Raw genomic sequence first — 16364 nt, forward strand, 5'->3', positions numbered from 1 at the left:
ATCAGCCCGCAGGCACCGTGAAGCTTGGCTCAGTCGGCTCCTGCACGCTGACATCGCGCTCCCAGCCTTCGTTCTCCAGTTTCAGATGCTGGATGGCCACGGCATTGGCGTTCGCGTCCAGATCCGGCAGCGCCTGGTATTCGGAGACCCAGCAACGAAAGAGCCGGTAGGCGATCGCCAGCTGCCCGGCTTCGTTGTAGACCTCCAGGATCAGGTCCTTGCGAAAGTCCTTCAGCGATACCTCGGCGCCCAGTCCCGCGCCGAAGTTCCACACCTTGTTCGCCCACTTCTCGAAGTCAAGATCGTGCGTGACGCCACGCTCGACCGTGATGGCCTCGAATTCGGTGCGGCCAGGCGATTTGCGGCTGCTGCTCGGATCGCCGCCTTCGCGGTGCTTTACCACCTCGGTGGTGCGCTTGAGCCCGGATACCTTGCTGACGCCCGCTACATAGCGGCCGTCCCACTTCAACCTGAACTTGAAATTCTTGTAGGGATCGAAGCGCTGCGCATTGACGCTGAACTGAGCCATGACATTGTCCTCAGGTCTGGATCTGGCCGGCCATCTGCTGCAGCTGGATGACCACGAATTCGGCGGGCTTCAGCGGCGCGAATCCAACCACGATGTTCACGATGCCGAGGTTGATGTCGTTCTGCGTCGTGGTTTCGCTATCGCATTTGACGAAATAGGCATCGGCGGGCGTCTTGCCCTGGAAGGCGCCCTGGCGGAACAGGTTCTGCATGAACGCGCCGACGTTGAGTCGAATCTGCGCCCACAGCGGATTGTCGTTCGGCTCGAACACCACCCATTGCGTGCCGCGGAACAGGCTTTCCTCGATGAACAGCGCCAGCCTTCGCACGGGTATGTACTTGTAGTCGTCGGCCAGCAGATCGGCGCCGCGCAGGGTGCGCGAACCCCACACCACCGGGCCGCTGAGCGGAAAGCTTCGCAGGCAGTTCACGCCGATCGGATTGAGCGCGCCGTTTTCATCGTCGGTCAGCACGGCCGACAGACCCTGCACGCCGTTGAGCGACGCATCGAGGCCAGCGGGCGCTTTCCAGACTCCTCGCTGGCTATCGGTACGCGCCATGACGCCGGCGACGATGCCGCACGGCACAAAGGTATCCAGCTGACTCTGGCGCGCCGGGTCCGACTCGATCACGCGCGGGAAAAACACCGCCGCATTGCGCGCCGATATCGAACTGAGATTGAGCGACGGCAGATCGACCTTGCTCGCGCTACTCCATGCCAACGGAGGATCCACGATCAGCATGGCCCGGCGAGCCACGCACAAAGCCAGGGCGTCCTGGTAGACCCCGCTCTCAGTTTCGCCACCGCGCACATCGGCGGGAATACATAGCAGGTTGAACAGATCGGTCTTCTTCAGCGCGTACATGCCGGTCTTGGCGTTTTCATCGCCGTCGTAGGCGGCGCGGTCGAGAGCCGCGCTGTCGTCGGCCTCCCCCGTCACACCCGTCGACGTGCCATCCTGGTCCCACACCGTGTGGTCCGCCGGTGGATTGTTTGGCATGACCGCCGGCACAGCCGTCCCCGGCAAGCTGAGGCTGGCGGACGCGCGAATGAGCGATGAATTGGCGAGCAGAACGCGATCGACGCGACGCGGGCTTTCCTTCACGCTGAGGTTGAGGAAGCTCTCCTGCGCGCCCGTGGTCATGTTGCGCACGGTCAGATTGAACAGGTCCGCTGCCGTCAATCCATATTGGGCAGCCACATCCGGCGAACCCTGGCTATCGATGCGAACGCGCAGCTTATTGCCCCAGGTCCCCGCCGACGCCGCCTCCAGCGGCAGATTGGCGATGGCGATCTGCGCCTTGGCCTTGCTGGCATCGCCTTTATAGAGGCGAACGATGATCGCCTGCGAGCCGCCATTGAGATAAAAATCGCGAACCGCATAGCCCATCGGGTATTTCGGATCGAGCGCACCGAAATTGCGCTCGTAATCGCCATAGCTGAAGATGGTCACCGGACCGTCGGGATCCGTATCCGTAGCCCCTTGCGCGGCTCGTCCGATGAAGGCGGTAATCGAGGTCGCAACCCCGGTAATGGTGCGTACACCACTAGGGATCTCTTCGACATAAACGCCCGGGTAACTCAGCGTGACAGGCATGGCGGTTTCCTCGTGAATGGCTACGGTTCGAGCATCATTCCGGCGGCTTGCGGCCGGGATGATTGAGCGCATAGAGCACAGCACCATCAGGCAAGCGATCGCAGCGCAACTCCCCACGCGCCACCATCTCGCCTAGCGTTCGCTTGATGTGCTGTCGTTCGATTTCGTACCGCTGTTGTGGAAGCCACCAGCTGACGATGCCATCGAGGGTGTCGGCAGCATTCGGATGACGCTGCAGGTAGGTGAGCACAGCGCTCGCCACCTCATTCCCGTCCGCGTCGTCGCTGGCTTTCCTCTCAATCACTGGCGTCTCCACACTCCGCCGAGACCACGAGGCAAGTCGCGTGCCATATGGGGAGCGCAGGAAAACACGATCAAACGGCGCTTTGGCGAGAGTGAACAGTCAGGCTTCCGGGTCTCCGTTGACCCGGTTTTCGCCGAGAGTGGGTCTACTCACACCCACGCGAACGCCAGCGACGCAACCGGCGCGCTGGCAAACACATCAGGGACGGCAAACGGCGCTGGCGGGCAACGCCGGGGGGGGGCGTGCAATGCTACGGCTGCACACGGAATCGCCGCGTATCGATGCCATGTTTCTTCAACAGCTTGCCCAGTTGCCGCCGCTCGGTGCCGGAAAGGCGGGCCGCCGAGCTGACGTTGCCGCTGGTGCATATCATCAAGCGCGTGAGGTAGCGACGCTCGAAGGTTTGCATGGCGTGGCCTTTTGCTACCAGATAGCGCATATCCATCGGTTCGGCTGCGCACTCCTCGGACGCCTCGGTTTCTCTGCTGCACGCGATGTCGACCAGCTCCGCGATCGCCGACACGTCTACCTCAGGCTGATCGGTGCGCATGTACGCACGCAAGGCCACGTTTTCGACCTCCCGCACATTGCCGGGCCACGGGTAGGCGCAAAGCATCTGCATGGCCTCGTCCGTCCAGGTTTTGCTGGGACCATCGAGGCGCTGGGCCGCCAGGTTGAGAAAATGCGCGGCCAGCAACGGCACATCGCCATCCCGCTCACGCAGCGGAGGCAGCCGGATGTAGAGCGCATTCAAGCGGTACTCAAGATCCTGCCGAAACTCGCCATCGACCACGCATCGATGCAAGCTGCGATTGGTGGCAGCGATGACGCGCGCATTGGAAACGCGTGAGTTTCCACCACCGATCGGGCGGAACTCGTTGTTCTCCAGAAAACGCAGCAAGGTCACTTGCGCTTTGGGAGACAATGCATCGACTTCATCGAGAAACAAACTGCCGCCGCTAGCGTGATCGATCAGGCCAGGCTGCGCACACTTTGCATCGGTGTAAGCACCGCGCTCGTGGCCGAACAGCTCGTTCTCGATCAGATTGTCGGGCAATGCACCGCAGTTCACGGGAACAAAGGGGCTGTCGCGGCGACAACTCGCGTAATGGATCTCGCGTGCGGCCAGCTCCTTGCCCGTGCCGGTTTCGCCCTCGACGAGCACGGCCACGTCGCATGCGGCGTAGCGGCGAAATTGTTCGCACGCCCTCAGGAACGCTGCGGATTGGCCGAGCATCGCGCGCATCGTCACTTTCCCCGCACCCTGTTGGGGACGACCAGGCCAGCGCTATCCAAAGCAATCCACACCCTGAAAACTGCGGATGAGCGGCGGTACGTATCGCAAATATAGGCGCGCGGGCCGGCGTCTCCTATCTGCACTTGGTTATATTAAGCGTGACGTATATCGCTTTGTAGAGGCCTGCGGCGTCTGCAATGCATGTTTGATGACTCGTCCGCACTGATGAAATGCAGCATCAATACAGAGACGTCACACATTTACGCAACGCGTCCTACGTAAAACCACTTAGTGGTATGCACGCGAATGAAAGATGCCCTTGCCGCGAGCTTGATGCGTGTGCGCGAGATCTCGCAAGGCGGCATAGCTTCAGACCAATCAGCACTAGGGAAGCTTGAATTTGCGCATGGCGCGCACGGGCCAGATCGAGGTGAAGCTCGATCCGCCTGCCACCCGATATGCCGCAGAAATGCCGTTCAGTATGCCCAGACCTTCCAGCACGTCTTTTGCGCGTCGAAAGGAAAGTCTCGGGTCAGACGCGAGCATGAAAAGATTGATCTCTTTGGGGCTGACATCGTAGCCCTCCAGTTCGACGGTATTGCCCAAGGCCTCCTTCAGCTTTGCCTCAATCGTTGCGAGGAAGGTTTCGTCGGCCAGCGACTTGCGCCAGAACTTGATGATGAGTTGATAGTCCATCCGTCGATTGTAAGCGCAACTATCTGCGCCTCCGTCAAAAGCTCTTCACCATGTGGCGCGCCAACCGTGCAGCCAAGCGCCCCGGGAATCTTGAGGCGAGTACACTGTGCCGATACTGGCCTGCCACCACCCTTCGAAGTGCACCGCCATGAATGCTCCCAGCGCCGTCGAGTCCCGCAATGCTTCCGTGACGCCCCGGCCTGCGGCCACGGCTTCGCGGCTGGTCTATCGTCATACGCTGCCGATCCGGATCATGCACTGGATCAACGTGATCGCATTGACCCTGATGCTGTTCAGCGGCCTGCAGATCTTCAATGCGCATCCGAATCTCTACTGGGGCAACCGATCCGACGAGGGCACGGCATGGCTGGCCCTGGATGCGCAAGAAGATGCCGCGGGAAATCTGGTCGGCACTACGCGGATTGGCCAGCATCAGGTGACCACTACCGGCGTACTGGGCGTCTCCAAAGGCAGCGACGGCACACCAGTAGCGCGCGGCTTTCCCTCCTGGCTGACAGTACCCAGCGCGGGCTGGCTGGCCATGGGCCGGCGCTGGCACTTCTTCTTTGCATGGGTCTTTGTGCTCAATGGGCTTTGCTATATCGCCTATTCGTTTGCCCATAAGCATCTGCAGCGCGATATGTGGCCGACGCGTGCGGACTGGCGTGGCATCGGCCGCTCCATTCTCGATCACATCCGCTTCAAGCACCCCCATGGGGATGAGGCGCTGCGCTACAACATCCTGCAGCGACTTGCTTACCTGACTGTGATTTTCATCTTTGGCGTCGGCATCGTATTGATGGGCCTGGCGATGTCGCCACGCCTGGACGCGGTACTTTCACCGCTCGTGCAGGCGGTGGGCGGCCGGCAGTCGGCGAGGTCGATTCATTTCATCATCGCCTGGGCATTGGTGGCCTTCGTGGTGATTCATCTCTTCGAGGTGCTGGTCAGCGGTGTCTTCAACCAGCTGCGCGGCATGATTACCGGCTATTACAAGGTCAAGCCTGAGCCAACAGCGCCCGCCTTGACTCCCGATCGCGTCATTGCCGATCAGGCGCCGATCGTGGAGGATTCCCGCCATGAGTGATCGTCGATCGTTTCTGCGCTTGGCCGGCATGGGTGCCGTGGGCATGTTCCTCGCGGGTTGCGACCGCATTTCCCAGAGCGGCCTGGGCACCCGGGTGCTGGGCAGTGCCGAAGGATTGAATCGCCGCGTGCAGACGCTGCTGTCACCTTCCAGCGCGCTGGCGAAAGAGTATTCCGAAGCGGACATCTCCCCGGTATTTCACCCCAATGGCACCACCATGCCAGACACGCCGGCCTATCAGGCATTGATGGCCAACCAATTCCGCGACTACAAATTGCAAGTGGACGGACTGGTCAGCCGGCCGGCGATGCTATCGATCGACGACCTGAAGGCATTGGATGACCGCACGCAGATCACCCGGCACGATTGCGTGGAAGGCTGGAGCGCGATCGGCAAGTGGCGCGGCACGGTGCTCTCGTCCGTGCTCGACCATGTGGGCGTGAGTCCGCAGGCAGCCTTCGTGGTTTTTCATTGCTTCGACGAAATGGACGTGGACACGCCGTACTACGAGAGCGTCGATATCCTTGAAGCAAGGCATCCGCAGACATTGCTGGCCTTCGAATTGAACGACCAACCGCTGCCGGTGCCGAACGGTGCGCCCTTGCGCCTGCGACTTGGCCGTCAGCTAGGCTATAAACAGGCCAAATACATCAGCCGCATCGAGCTGGTGAGCTCGTTCAAGAGCATCGGCGACGGCAAAGGCGGCTACTGGGAAGACCAGGGCTACGAGTGGTATGCAGGCATCTGATTCGAGGCCCGCACCCGGTCGCGCAAAATAGCCGAGTCCGAACCTGCCCATCGTGGATGGACAAGTTCGGCTCGACCACGATGGCTTCAATGCATCGCCTATTACATCGGCGGCGCGGTACCGTTCAGCCCGACCGCCACGAATCCGGCAGCCACCGGATCGCCCGGCTTGCCGGCCACGAAGACTTTCGCACCTTTGACGATGGCGCTCTTGTCGGCTGGCGCGAAGGTCACGATCGGCGTGTTCGCCGTCACATTGATGGTCTTCTCGCCCGAGCCGTAATCAACCACCAGCGTGCGTGCGCCGCTGCCCGCAGCGGTCTTCACCGTGCCGTTGGTCATCGCCGAATGCATGGCCGAACCACCGGCTGCGCTGCTCTTGACGGTGCCATTGGTCATCGCCGACGACTTTACGCTGCCGTTGGTCATGGCCGACCCGGCACCGCCATGGGCGGGCAGATCCCAGGCGTAGTCGCCCAGGCCCGTGCCCTTCATTGCCGGAGGAAACACCACGACTTCCAGTGCGTTGGCAGCGGCGCCATGCGGCACGTTGGCCGAACCAATATAGGAACCTGGCTGGATCGCATCCAGATTGCTGGGCACCACACCAGCGATATGTGTATCGGCCGCGATCGCCACGTTCTGCGTACCCGTCGCCGTCTGCACCGTAAAGCCAGTGGCGGTGACATCCGTCACCGTGCCGCGCACATGTACCGCCTGATCCGCGGCAAAGGCGGGTACCGCGGCTGCCATGGCAATGGCCATGCCGGCGAGCAACAGCTTTTGTTTCAAAGTTCCATATTTCATGACTAACAACCTCCAGTGGATATGACGGTTCAGGTGGTGACCACGGTTACTTCGCCTGAAATCGATTGAAGGTTACTCAGGAGATGTTGGAACGACATGAAAATGGAGCGAGCAGGGGCAGCCGAGGCCTCGTCCGAGTCGCGGATCGGCCAAAGCAGGAAGCGGGCCAACCACGGTGCTACGCATGCGGCAGGGCCTGCAAGCAGCCCAGCGACGGCGAACATTTACGCCATTGGTCCTAGGTAAAACCACCGTAGCCTGCCATGTCATCCCGGGTGCAGGCTGATGGCAAGACAGCTTTATCGCAGGGCGAGTGCGCCGCGAGTCGGCCAAACGATCGTTGAGACAGCACTGCTGCGTCAGTTGGCATCCCACGACCCCACCTCCAACAAGAGGAACCTATGCGCGTGACGGCCGGCGTGCTTGCGGGACTGGCGCTTGCGGCACTCGCCTGCGTCAGTACCTCCACGCGCGCCACGGAAGGCGCCGGTGGCCTGTATCTGTTGGGCAGCCAGGCATTGGGGGCTGGCTTGGCGCCGGCACCTGGCTGGTATGTATCGAGTGCATTGGCGCAGTACAGCGGCGTGGTTGGCAACGCCTCGGTAGGCGGCGTGACCTTGGTGTCGCTTAAAAAGCGCGTCGACAGCATTGGCGTCAATCTGCTGTACGCGCCGACCACCCCGATATTCGGCGGCCAGGCCGCCATTTCCGTGACGGCGCCGTACGCTTATCTGCGCCTCAGCGGCGAGATAACCGGCAAGCGACAGATATCAGGCTCGGTCAGCAATACCGCACTGGGCGATACCGCGATCAATGGGCGCCTGGGCTGGAAGATCAACGGTGCGTTCTCGCATGCCGTCTCCTTGACGGTATGGGCGCCCAGCGGGGATTACAGCAAGGGCTTTAATGCGTCCATCGGTCACGACCGCTGGGCCTGCGATCTGCTGTGGGCGATGACCTATCTCGCGCCGCATTCCCATTTCGAACTCTCGGCCGCCATTGGTTATGGCATCAACGGTCCTAACGACATCACGCACTACCACAGCGGCAACGAAGCGCATCTCGAGCTCGCCATGGGCAAGCGGCTGTCGCCTCACTGGGTGGTCGGCGTGGCCGCTTACGCCTATCGACAGGTCACCGCCGATACCGGACGCGGAGCAAGCCTTGGAAGCCTGGAAGGTCGCGTGCTTGGCGCAGGCCCTGCGGTGAACTACGGCACGCGATGGGGAAATCACGCCTTGGCCATCGGTCTTCGCTACTACAAGGAGTTCGATGCCAAGGATCATTTCCACGGCGATGTCGCGATCGCCTCGGCGACGTTTCGCCTGTAGTGCGCACGGCAGCAAGCCTGCCCTCCCCCTTATCCCGACGATACGGCAGCGCGGGATCTGAACTGAATGCAATGCCTAGCTCCGCCGTTTGCACAAGGTTGACAGCCGATTCACCACCGACGTGAGACTGCTGTCGTCTCAGTAGCTGGGCGCCGGGCCGCCATGGCGCGAACGATGCGACGTGTGGAAACCACGACCAGGCATTCGGATGATCCCCATGTCACTGCGCGACTACGCCCGCAAGCGCCGCTTCGACAAAACGCCGGAACCGCGTCCGGAAAAATCAGCCGGCAAGGCCGGGCGCGAGCTCTTTGTGGTGCAACTGCATCACGCGCGGCGGCGCCACTACGACTTCCGACTGCAGGTGGGCGATGTACTGAAGAGTTGGGCCTGTCCCAAAGGGCCAAGCTACGACCCCAAGGTGAAGCGCCTCGCCGTGGAGGTGGAAGATCACCCGGTGTCGTATGCCTCGTTCCAGGGCGATATCCCCGACGGCTATGGCGCAGGCCACGTCGACACGTTCGACACGGGAGTATGGGCGACCTCGGGTGACGCAGAGGCGCAATTGCAGAAAGGCCATCTGCGCTTCGAACTGTTCGGCCAACGGCTCAAGGGTGGCTGGCACCTGGTTCGAGGCCATCGCCAGGAAAAGAAGCCCGTATGGTTCTTGATCAAGGACGAGGATGACTATGTGTCCAAGATGGAGGCCGACGACCTGCTCGACGCCACCATGGTCGCCAGCACCAAGCGAGCGTCCGGAAAGAGCGGCGGCGCGAAAGAAGTAGCGGAGAAGTTGACGCGTTCCAAGCGCAAGACGGTGCCGTCCGCCGGCAAGCGACGCGTTGCGCCCGCACGCTGGGCAGGCAAGATCGAGGGCGCCAAGAAGCGGGCGGCGCCCAAGGGCTTCTTCAAACCCGAACTGGCGACGTTGCGCGAGGCGCCTCCCGCTGGCGACAACTGGTTGAACGAGGTGAAGTGGGATGGCTATCGCATCCTGACTTCGGTCACCCATGGGCAAGTGGAATGCTGGTCGCGCAACGCACTGCCGTGGACCGACAAACTGCCCGACATCACGCAGGCCGTCGAGGCGCTCGGGCTCAGCTCGGCACAATTGGACGGCGAACTGATTGCTGTCGTCGAGGGACAATCCGACTTCAACGCCTTGCAGCAGACCTTGTCTGGCGAGCGAGCGTCGCCGCTGGTCTATGTGCTGTTCGACCTGCCCTATCTCGAAGGCTATGACCTCTCCGACTCGCCCTTGGTCCATCGCAAAGAGGCGCTGCAGCGCTTGCTTCAGGACGCCCCATCCCAGCTTGCCTATAGCAGCCACATCGTGGGTGGCGGCGAAGCGGCCTTCGAGAGCGCGAGCGCCCATCACCTTGAGGGCATCATGTGCAAACGCGTCGACTCGCCTTATCGCGGTGGACGTGGCGACGACTGGGTCAAGGTGAAGCGGCTCGAATCGGATGAGTTTGCCGTGGTGGGCTATACGGCTACCAAAGGGTCGAGGAAGGGATTCGGCTCCTTGCTATTGGCCAAGCCTGCGCCCGCCGGCGAGTGGAGCTACGTCGGCCGCGTGGGCTCAGGCTTTACCGATGAGATGCTGCGTCAACTGACCCGCTCGCTGGCCCATACCGGCTCGCGCACGCCCACCATCAAGCATGCGGCCGAGGCACCTCGCGATGCCCACTGGATTGCGCCGACCGCCGTGGCCGAGGTGTTTTATCGCGGCATCGGAAATCACGGGCTATTGCGGCAACCCAGCCTCAAGGCGATGCGGCCGGACAAGTCGCCGAAGGACTTGCGCAGCAGCGATCGCCCCGGCAAGCGCAAGACCGCCACAAAGACAACTCGCGGCACAGCGGCCGCGCCCGCCCGCATTGTGATCACGCATCCCGACCGCATGGTCTATCCCGGCGAAGGCATCACCAAGCAGGACATCGTCGATTACTACACGGCAGCCATGAAGTGGTTCTTGCCTGGCGTCATCAACCGGCCCATGTCCGTGATTCGATGGCCCGGCGGCATCAACAAACCAAGCTTTTTTCAGAAGCACCTGCCCACGGGCGGCCTCAAACATGTGGGCTCCGCCCGTTTGAAAGAGGAGACCGGTGCTTCGGCCGTTTACCTCTATGCGAAAAGCGCAGACTCGATCATCGAACTGGTGCAATACAACGCAATCGAATTTCATCCCTGGGGTGCGCATATCGATGACCCCGATGGCGCCGATCGCGTCATCTTCGATCTGGACCCGGGCCCCGATGTCGAATGGAACCGAGTGAAGGCTGCAGCGCGCCTACTGCACGAGCTGCTGGATCAACTGGGCTTGAAGAATTTTCTGCGCACCACCGGTGGCAAGGGACTGCATGTGGTGGTGCCGCTGAAACCCGTCGCACCATGGGACGAAGTGAAGTCATTCGCGCATGGCTTTGCGCAGGCACTCGAATCGATGCACCCGCTGGAGTTTGTCTCGGTCAGCTCCAAAGCGCGACGCACGGGCAGAATTTATGTGGACTATCTGCGCAACGGCCGGGGCGCCACGGCTGTGGCGTCCTATTCGCTTCGTGGCCGCCCGGGGGCGCCCGTGGCGATGCCGTTGCGCTGGACTGAGCTGAGCCGCCTGAAGAGCGCCTCGCAATTCGATATGCACGCCGCCCTTGCGCGACTGAAGCGACAACGTGCCGACCCATGGGAAGGCATCGACACGATCAGGCAGACCCTGAAGGCGGTGATGAAGGCGCTAGCGGCGAGATAGTCGATGCGCCACGACCATCATGGCGCCGACCATCGTGCAGGCCTCAGACGCTGTCGTTCGCCGCCGAGGCGTTGAGTGCCGCCGCCATGGCGGCGTCGCCGTTGACTATGTCCTTCCATTGGAGTTCCGTGCCCTTGCGATGGCCGCGAGGCGTCAACTTCAATCCATTCGCGTCGAGCACCAGGGTGTAAGTCTCACCATCGATGTTGACTTCGCGGCGCAGGGTTTTGTCGAGAGGTGTCATGGAAGGCTCCGTGGGTTCTCGTTCGTGCGTGATGGTACTACCCTGCGCGCGTCAAAGTGATCGCCCCGCGGCATCGCGGATCCACCACGGAACGTCGACAACCTCGATACATGCATCGACGCACCGTCCATCGTTTCGCCAGTCAGCCCATGTCATGAAATTTTCACGCCGAGCTGCCTTGATCGTTTTCATCGTCGCACTGCTGGCCATTCTTGCCATGGGATTCTTTCGCGCCGCGAAGCATGAGGACTCGCGGCCAGAGCCGGCGCCTGCGACATCGACGCAGCGGCCATAACAAGCTGCGCCGGCAATTTACACACCGCCGCAACGAACGATGCGGAAGGATGCAAGCGCGATCAACGGCGAGTCCGCACTACCCAGGCTGGATTCTCCGACCGGGCAAGGACATCAAGGTTGATCGCACCGGGGCAGCGTCCGTACCGCATTCGGACACTGCCCCTCTTTTTTGTCTCCCTTCGCAACCCTCAGGATCCCCACCATGCCGACCCGGAAAAGCAGGGCCATTGCCGAAGCGTTTCCGATGGCCTGGTGGTGGGATCTGGCCACGAAGTCGACACAGATGCTGAGCGCATCCGCAGAGGTGGTCCTACGGCGCAGCGCGCAGATCAGCGGCATGGGCAACCCGCCCTCTGCCGCCGATCAAAGGGAATTGACCACGATGGTGACGGAGAAGGTGGCAGCCTCGCAGCAATCGGCCGCAGCGATGATGATGAGCGCGAGCGCCGCGGCCTCGCAGTTCTGGTGGAACCAGTGGATGGCGAGCACAGGACTGAGCGGTCGCAAGGCCGCCTCTTTGTCTGGCGCGGCCGCCAGCGCATCGCGCTCGTCCGCAGCCATGCTCACGGCCGGGCTGCAGCCGTATCGCCGGCGGGCGATGAGTAATGCCAAGCGGCTGCGAAAGCGCCGACCCAAGCGCTGAGGCGGTCGAGCCACAGCTCTTCTTTTGTAGGAGCGCACTTGTGCGCGACAGCCTGACGGAGTGCTGCCTCCGCGATGCCGCGGTCGCGCACAAGTGCGCTCCTACAAGGAGACGTGTAGTTGCGACCTATCGCGTACTGGCGTGGCTAACCTTGTCAGCCTCGACGCTGTCGAGCCAGGCGTTTCGCTTCCAATCTCTCAATCATCCCGTCGACCTGCGACAGCTCGGCAAGCACGGCGTCGCGGCGCTCGTTGACGCTTAGACTGGGCGCCGGCTCCTGCAGGCCCATGCGCAGCAATTGCAGCGAACCGGTGATGCGATGGAGCACATCGCGCTGGCCCTGCGTATCGCCTGCCTCCACCGCCTGGTCGAATCTGACGAGATCCGCCCGCCCTGCTTCCAGCAAGCCGTGCAGCAGCGTCTCGACTTGTTCTTCCGAACCGAAGATGGCGACCAGCTGCGTCACCGCATCGTCACTGGCCTGGGTTTGCCGGTCGACGACTTTCGCCAGGCTGCCGACCATGCTTTCAATCTTCTGCTGCAGTTCCTCCAGGCGAGCGGGCTTGGCGAGGAAGTCGTCCATGCCGGCCCGCCGGCATTTTTCCACCTGCTCCGGCAGCGCGCTGGCCGAGAGCGCGATGATGGGCAGATGGGCGCCGGTTTCGGCTTCCGCATCGCGGATACGCTGCGAGAGCGCGTAGCCATCGAGTACCGGCATATGGCAGTCGGTCAGCAGCAGGTCGTAATGCGCGGCAGCCAACGCCTCCCAGGCGCGCTGGCCATCCTCAGCCATCGTGCATGCGTAGCCCAGCAAGTCCAGTTGCCGCTCGATCACGGCGCGATTGATGGGATGGTCTTCGGCCACCAGGATACGTGCGGAGCGCGCTTCTCGGGGCGCGGCGACGCTTTGCTTGTCGCCGGCCGAGTCCAGGCCAAGCGCCGCGCGGCACGCCTCCACCGCCGACCGCCACAACAGCGGACTCCCGCAGAGCATCATCTTGCCGCCTTCGCGATAAAAACCCCGCGTATCGGTATCGGGGATCACGTGAATGGCCGGCACGCCCTCCACGGTAATGCCTTGCTCGATTAGACGCGCATCGGCGATGTAGACGTCCGCATCGTCCTTGCTGAGTTCGGCGACATCCTCGGCATCCGTCTCGATGACACTGAAGCCCATCGCAGACAACGCATTGGCCAACTCACGCTCGAACATGCCATCACGCGTGCAGACCAGGGCCCGCTTGCCTTCGATACCGGGAATGATGCTGGTGCCTTGGAGCACCGGAAGCACCACTTCGACGGTAGCTCGCGTGCCCTCGCCCACCTTGCTTTCCAGTCGAACATCGCCGCCCATCATGCCCGCCAAGCGGCGACAGATGCTCAAGCCCAGACCTGTGCCGCCAAAACGGCGGGTGGTGGAGGCCTCTGCCTGGGTGAACGGCTGGAACAGGCGATTGAGCTGATCGGGTGAGATGCCCATGCCGGTGTCGGTGACGCTGAATCTCAGGCGCTGTCCGTCCTTGACCTCATCGAGCAGGTCGATGCGAAGTTTGACGTGGCCCGAGGCCGTGAATTTGAGCGCGTTGCTGATCAGGTTATTGATGATCTGCCGGATACGATTGGCGTCGCCTCGATACTCCGAAGCGAGACGCCAGTCGAGTACGAGATATAGACGCAGGTGCTTTTCCTGCGCCCGCGCCGCGAAAGTGCCCACCGCGCTGTCCGCCAACAGGCGCAGGTCAAAGGCCTGGGGCTCGAGTTCGAGTTTCTCAGCCTCGATACGCGAGAAGTCCAGAATGTCGTCGAGGATCTGCAACAGCGCCACCGCCGAATCCTGCGCCATGCCGACCATATGCGACTGCTCGGTGCTCAGCGGCGTCTTGGAGAGCAATTCCACCAGCCCCAGCACACCGGCCATGGGTGTGCGAATTTCGTGACTCATCATCGCCAGGAACGCCCCCTTGGCCGCCACCGCCGCCTCGGCGGTGGCCTTGGCTTCCACCAGCGCCCGCTCTTGTTCTTTCTCAACCGTGACATCGGCGCAATAGACGCTCCAGAAATAGCCGCCATTCACGCTGGGCTTGGGTTCGCCGCCGAGGGCGCGGATCCAGCGCGTCACGCCGTTCACCTTGGTCCTGAATTCGACCACGCCCGAGTGCTTCAATCGCAGGCTTTGATCCACCGCCGCCTGGACCATCTCGCGATCCTCATCGACGGCCGATTCGAGCGGCCCTTCGTAGCCGGCGAGGATGTCCTCGCGGGACATGCCAAAGATGGCCATCGAGGGCCCGCTGACGTACTCGTAGGTGCGACGGTCTGCGGCATCCACGTGCAGGCGAATGACGACGCCGGGAAGATTTTCGTTGGTGTCGACGAGGCGCTGCTCAGACGCGCGCGCCCTGGCCTCGGCATCCCTCATGCGCTTATAGGCAAAGCCGATGATGGCCACGATCGAGCCCACCACCAGCAAGCCGATCAGTACCCAATTCCACGGCACGCCGTAGCTGTAATCGGCCCGCAGCCAGCGCGTGCGTATCGCCTGCCGCTGGCTGTCCTTGACGCCCGCAATCACGCGATCGATCAAGCCCGCAAGGCGTGCATTGTCACGGCTCACGCCAAAAGTGATGTCCTGATCCAGGCCCGCGGGCGCCACCACGCGCAGCGTGGCGGCGTAGCGATCGCGGATCAGCGCATCGATAGCGGGCAAGGTGCCGATATAGGCCGACACCTCGCCTTTTTCGACCAGTCGCAAACCTGCTTCATTGCTGGCGACCGGCACGAGCTCACTGCGCGGCAGTAGCATCTTGAGACCGGCAAGCAGCCCCGCTTCCTCGCGGACAGCGACCTTTTTGCCGCGGAGATCCTCTGGGCCGGCAATGGCCGCGCCATGCAGGGGCGCAACGATGACTTCAGGAAACCGCTCGTACGGCCGACTGAACACCATCGCACCCGAGTCGTAGTCGGCAGGCATGGCTGCCGCAACCAGATCCACCTCATTGGCGCCGACGCGGCGTTGCAGTTCATCCAGGTCGCGAGCGGGCACCAACTCAAGGCGCAAGCCCAGCTCTTTCTTGATCAGCGAGAGATAGTCTTCGGCCAGGCCGTCGAGCATGCCGTCCTTGTTGATGAAACTGTACGGATAGCGATCGGTTTCGTAGCCCACGCGCAGCGTACCCAGGCCCGCGAGCCATTGGCGGTCGGCTTCGGAGATGGCTGTACTGCGGGGCAACGGCGCGCTGAAATCCTCGTCCATGCCCCATTGCTGGCGGAGACTCGCCAGTTGGTTCGCCGGCACCGTCGCCTCGGCTTTGCGCAGGATGGACGCCAGCACCACGTGATCGCGCGGTACGGCCAACGCGGCCTGCAGAGGCGGGATATCGGCAAGGCGCTCGAGAATGGTGACGTCGTCATGCTCACGCTCCGTCAGCAGCCAACGCGTGCGTGCGGAGGAGCCGATGTACGCGTCGGCCACGCCCTGCGCCACCATATCCAGCGCCTCGCGACCGTCGTCGGTGAAGATCAGTGTGGCCTTCGCGAAATGATCTTTGATGATCTTCGTGTAGACCCGCGCAACGCGCTCCATCGCAATGCGCCCATGGACGACATCCGCCTCGGTACGTATTTTCAGATCACCCTTGCGGGCAACGAGTACCAGGCTCGATTCGACGTAGGGTTTGAGGTATTCCAGGCGATCGCTGCGCCGGTAGGGCTGCCCCACCAGCAAGTCGAAAGGAATGGGCTTGCCCGAATCGCTGAAGGTCACCGCATCCCAGTCCGTGAACGGGCGGAACTGCAGCCTGAGCCCTACGCGGCCGGCGAGCAGCTTGGCGTATTCCACGCCAATGCCTTCCGCCCCGCCTGCAACCCAGGCCTCGATCGGAAAGTGATTGCCCGCAAAAATGCCCACGTCAACCACAGGATGCTGCGCGATCCAGGCCAACTCCTCTGCACTCAGCGCAACCTCGGTGTCCGGCTTGACCGGCACATCGGGCGGGACCTCGGTGGCGGATGCAACGATCGAGAGTACGGCGCACAACAGCAATGAGCACAGCCCCCACCAAAAGCGCCCCTGCCGCGACCTGCTGGGAGG

The 16364-nt window shown here is 62.3% G+C and carries 13 protein-coding genes; 5 read left to right on the forward strand and 8 right to left on the reverse strand.

Going from position 1 to position 16364, the window contains the following annotated elements:
- Position 1 precedes the first annotated feature (1 nt).
- From AC1DMY_RS10685 to AC1DMY_RS10705, 5 genes are all read right to left on the reverse strand, one after another.
- Positions 2-529 (reverse strand): phage tail protein, encoded by a 528-nt coding sequence (locus AC1DMY_RS10685; protein WP_477164927.1) that lies wholly within the window; start codon positions 527-529, stop codon positions 2-4.
- A 10-nt stretch (positions 530-539) separates the two neighbouring features.
- The gene (locus AC1DMY_RS10690) at positions 540-2126 is read right to left on the reverse strand and encodes a phage tail sheath family protein (protein WP_477164928.1); all 1587 of its coding nucleotides are present in this window, start codon (positions 2124-2126) and stop codon (positions 540-542) included.
- 34 nt (positions 2127-2160) lie between these two features.
- A complete protein-coding gene (locus AC1DMY_RS10695; protein WP_477164929.1) occupies positions 2161-2430 on the reverse strand; it encodes a hypothetical protein in 270 nt (89 codons plus the stop codon).
- A 250-nt stretch (positions 2431-2680) separates the two neighbouring features.
- Positions 2681-3676: a sigma 54-interacting transcriptional regulator gene (locus AC1DMY_RS10700; RefSeq protein WP_477164930.1), complete on the reverse strand. Its 996-nt coding sequence runs from the start codon at positions 3674-3676 to the stop codon at positions 2681-2683.
- A 375-nt stretch (positions 3677-4051) separates the two neighbouring features.
- A complete protein-coding gene (locus tag AC1DMY_RS10705) occupies positions 4052-4363 on the reverse strand; it encodes a hypothetical protein (protein WP_477164931.1) in 312 nt (103 codons plus the stop codon).
- Positions 4364-4511: 148 nt separating this feature from the next.
- On the opposite strand from AC1DMY_RS10705, the gene AC1DMY_RS10710 reads away from it, so the two are divergent.
- Together AC1DMY_RS10710 and AC1DMY_RS10715 are read left to right on the forward strand one after the other, a co-directional pair.
- A complete protein-coding gene (locus AC1DMY_RS10710; RefSeq protein ID WP_477164932.1) occupies positions 4512-5450 on the forward strand; it encodes a cytochrome b/b6 domain-containing protein in 939 nt (312 codons plus the stop codon).
- Positions 5443-6198: a molybdopterin-binding protein gene (locus AC1DMY_RS10715; RefSeq protein WP_477164933.1), complete on the forward strand. Its 756-nt coding sequence runs from the start codon at positions 5443-5445 to the stop codon at positions 6196-6198. Before AC1DMY_RS10710 ends, AC1DMY_RS10715 begins: the two co-directional genes overlap by 8 nt.
- Before the next feature lie 101 nt (positions 6199-6299).
- Here the strand turns inward: AC1DMY_RS10715 and AC1DMY_RS10720 are convergent, their stop codons facing one another.
- Entirely contained in the window at positions 6300-7004 is a 705-nt protein-coding gene (locus AC1DMY_RS10720) for a hypothetical protein (protein WP_477164934.1), read from the reverse strand.
- Positions 7005-7405: 401 nt separating this feature from the next.
- Here AC1DMY_RS10720 and AC1DMY_RS10725 point away from each other — a divergent pair, with 401 nt between their 5' ends.
- Positions 7406-8335, forward strand: a complete 930-nt coding sequence (locus tag AC1DMY_RS10725; protein WP_477164935.1) for a SphA family protein — start codon at positions 7406-7408, stop codon at positions 8333-8335.
- A 217-nt stretch (positions 8336-8552) separates the two neighbouring features.
- Positions 8553-11090, forward strand: coding sequence for a DNA ligase D (gene ligD, locus AC1DMY_RS10730; RefSeq protein ID WP_477164936.1), 2538 nt, complete (start codon positions 8553-8555; stop codon positions 11088-11090).
- 43 nt (positions 11091-11133) lie between these two features.
- Here ligD and AC1DMY_RS10735 read toward each other — a convergent pair whose 3' ends face one another.
- Positions 11134-11334 (reverse strand): hypothetical protein, encoded by a 201-nt coding sequence (locus AC1DMY_RS10735; RefSeq protein WP_477164937.1) that lies wholly within the window; start codon positions 11332-11334, stop codon positions 11134-11136.
- 499 nt (positions 11335-11833) lie between these two features.
- On the opposite strand from AC1DMY_RS10735, the gene AC1DMY_RS10740 reads away from it, so the two are divergent.
- Positions 11834-12274, forward strand: a complete 441-nt coding sequence (locus AC1DMY_RS10740; RefSeq protein WP_477164938.1) for a hypothetical protein — start codon at positions 11834-11836, stop codon at positions 12272-12274.
- Positions 12275-12428: 154 nt separating this feature from the next.
- Here the strand turns inward: AC1DMY_RS10740 and AC1DMY_RS10745 are convergent, their stop codons facing one another.
- Positions 12429-16310, reverse strand: coding sequence for an ATP-binding protein (locus AC1DMY_RS10745; RefSeq protein WP_477164939.1), 3882 nt, complete (start codon positions 16308-16310; stop codon positions 12429-12431).
- Positions 16311-16364 lie beyond the last annotated feature (54 nt).

Source organism: Dyella sp. 01L423, from assembly GCF_056399945.1.

Excerpts from the sequence above, each read along its gene's own strand:
- AC1DMY_RS10710 (WP_477164932.1), top strand. The coding sequence starts at position 4,512 with ATGAATGCTCCCAGCGCCGTCGAGTCCCGCAATGCTTCCGTGACGCCC.
- AC1DMY_RS10725 (WP_477164935.1), top strand. The coding sequence starts at position 7,406 with ATGCGCGTGACGGCCGGCGTGCTTGCGGGACTGGCGCTTGCGGCACTC.
- AC1DMY_RS10690 (WP_477164928.1), bottom strand. The coding sequence starts at position 2,126 with ATGCCTGTCACGCTGAGTTACCCGGGCGTTTATGTCGAAGAGATCCCT.
- AC1DMY_RS10685 (WP_477164927.1), bottom strand. The coding sequence starts at position 529 with ATGGCTCAGTTCAGCGTCAATGCGCAGCGCTTCGATCCCTACAAGAAT.
- AC1DMY_RS10740 (WP_477164938.1), top strand. The coding sequence starts at position 11,834 with ATGCCGACCCGGAAAAGCAGGGCCATTGCCGAAGCGTTTCCGATGGCC.
- AC1DMY_RS10715 (WP_477164933.1), top strand. The coding sequence starts at position 5,443 with ATGAGTGATCGTCGATCGTTTCTGCGCTTGGCCGGCATGGGTGCCGTG.
- AC1DMY_RS10700 (WP_477164930.1), bottom strand. The coding sequence starts at position 3,676 with ATGCGCGCGATGCTCGGCCAATCCGCAGCGTTCCTGAGGGCGTGCGAA.
- AC1DMY_RS10735 (WP_477164937.1), bottom strand. The coding sequence starts at position 11,334 with ATGACACCTCTCGACAAAACCCTGCGCCGCGAAGTCAACATCGATGGT.
- AC1DMY_RS10720 (WP_477164934.1), bottom strand. The coding sequence starts at position 7,004 with ATGAAATATGGAACTTTGAAACAAAAGCTGTTGCTCGCCGGCATGGCC.
- ligD (WP_477164936.1), top strand. The coding sequence starts at position 8,553 with ATGTCACTGCGCGACTACGCCCGCAAGCGCCGCTTCGACAAAACGCCG.
- AC1DMY_RS10705 (WP_477164931.1), bottom strand. The coding sequence starts at position 4,363 with ATGGACTATCAACTCATCATCAAGTTCTGGCGCAAGTCGCTGGCCGAC.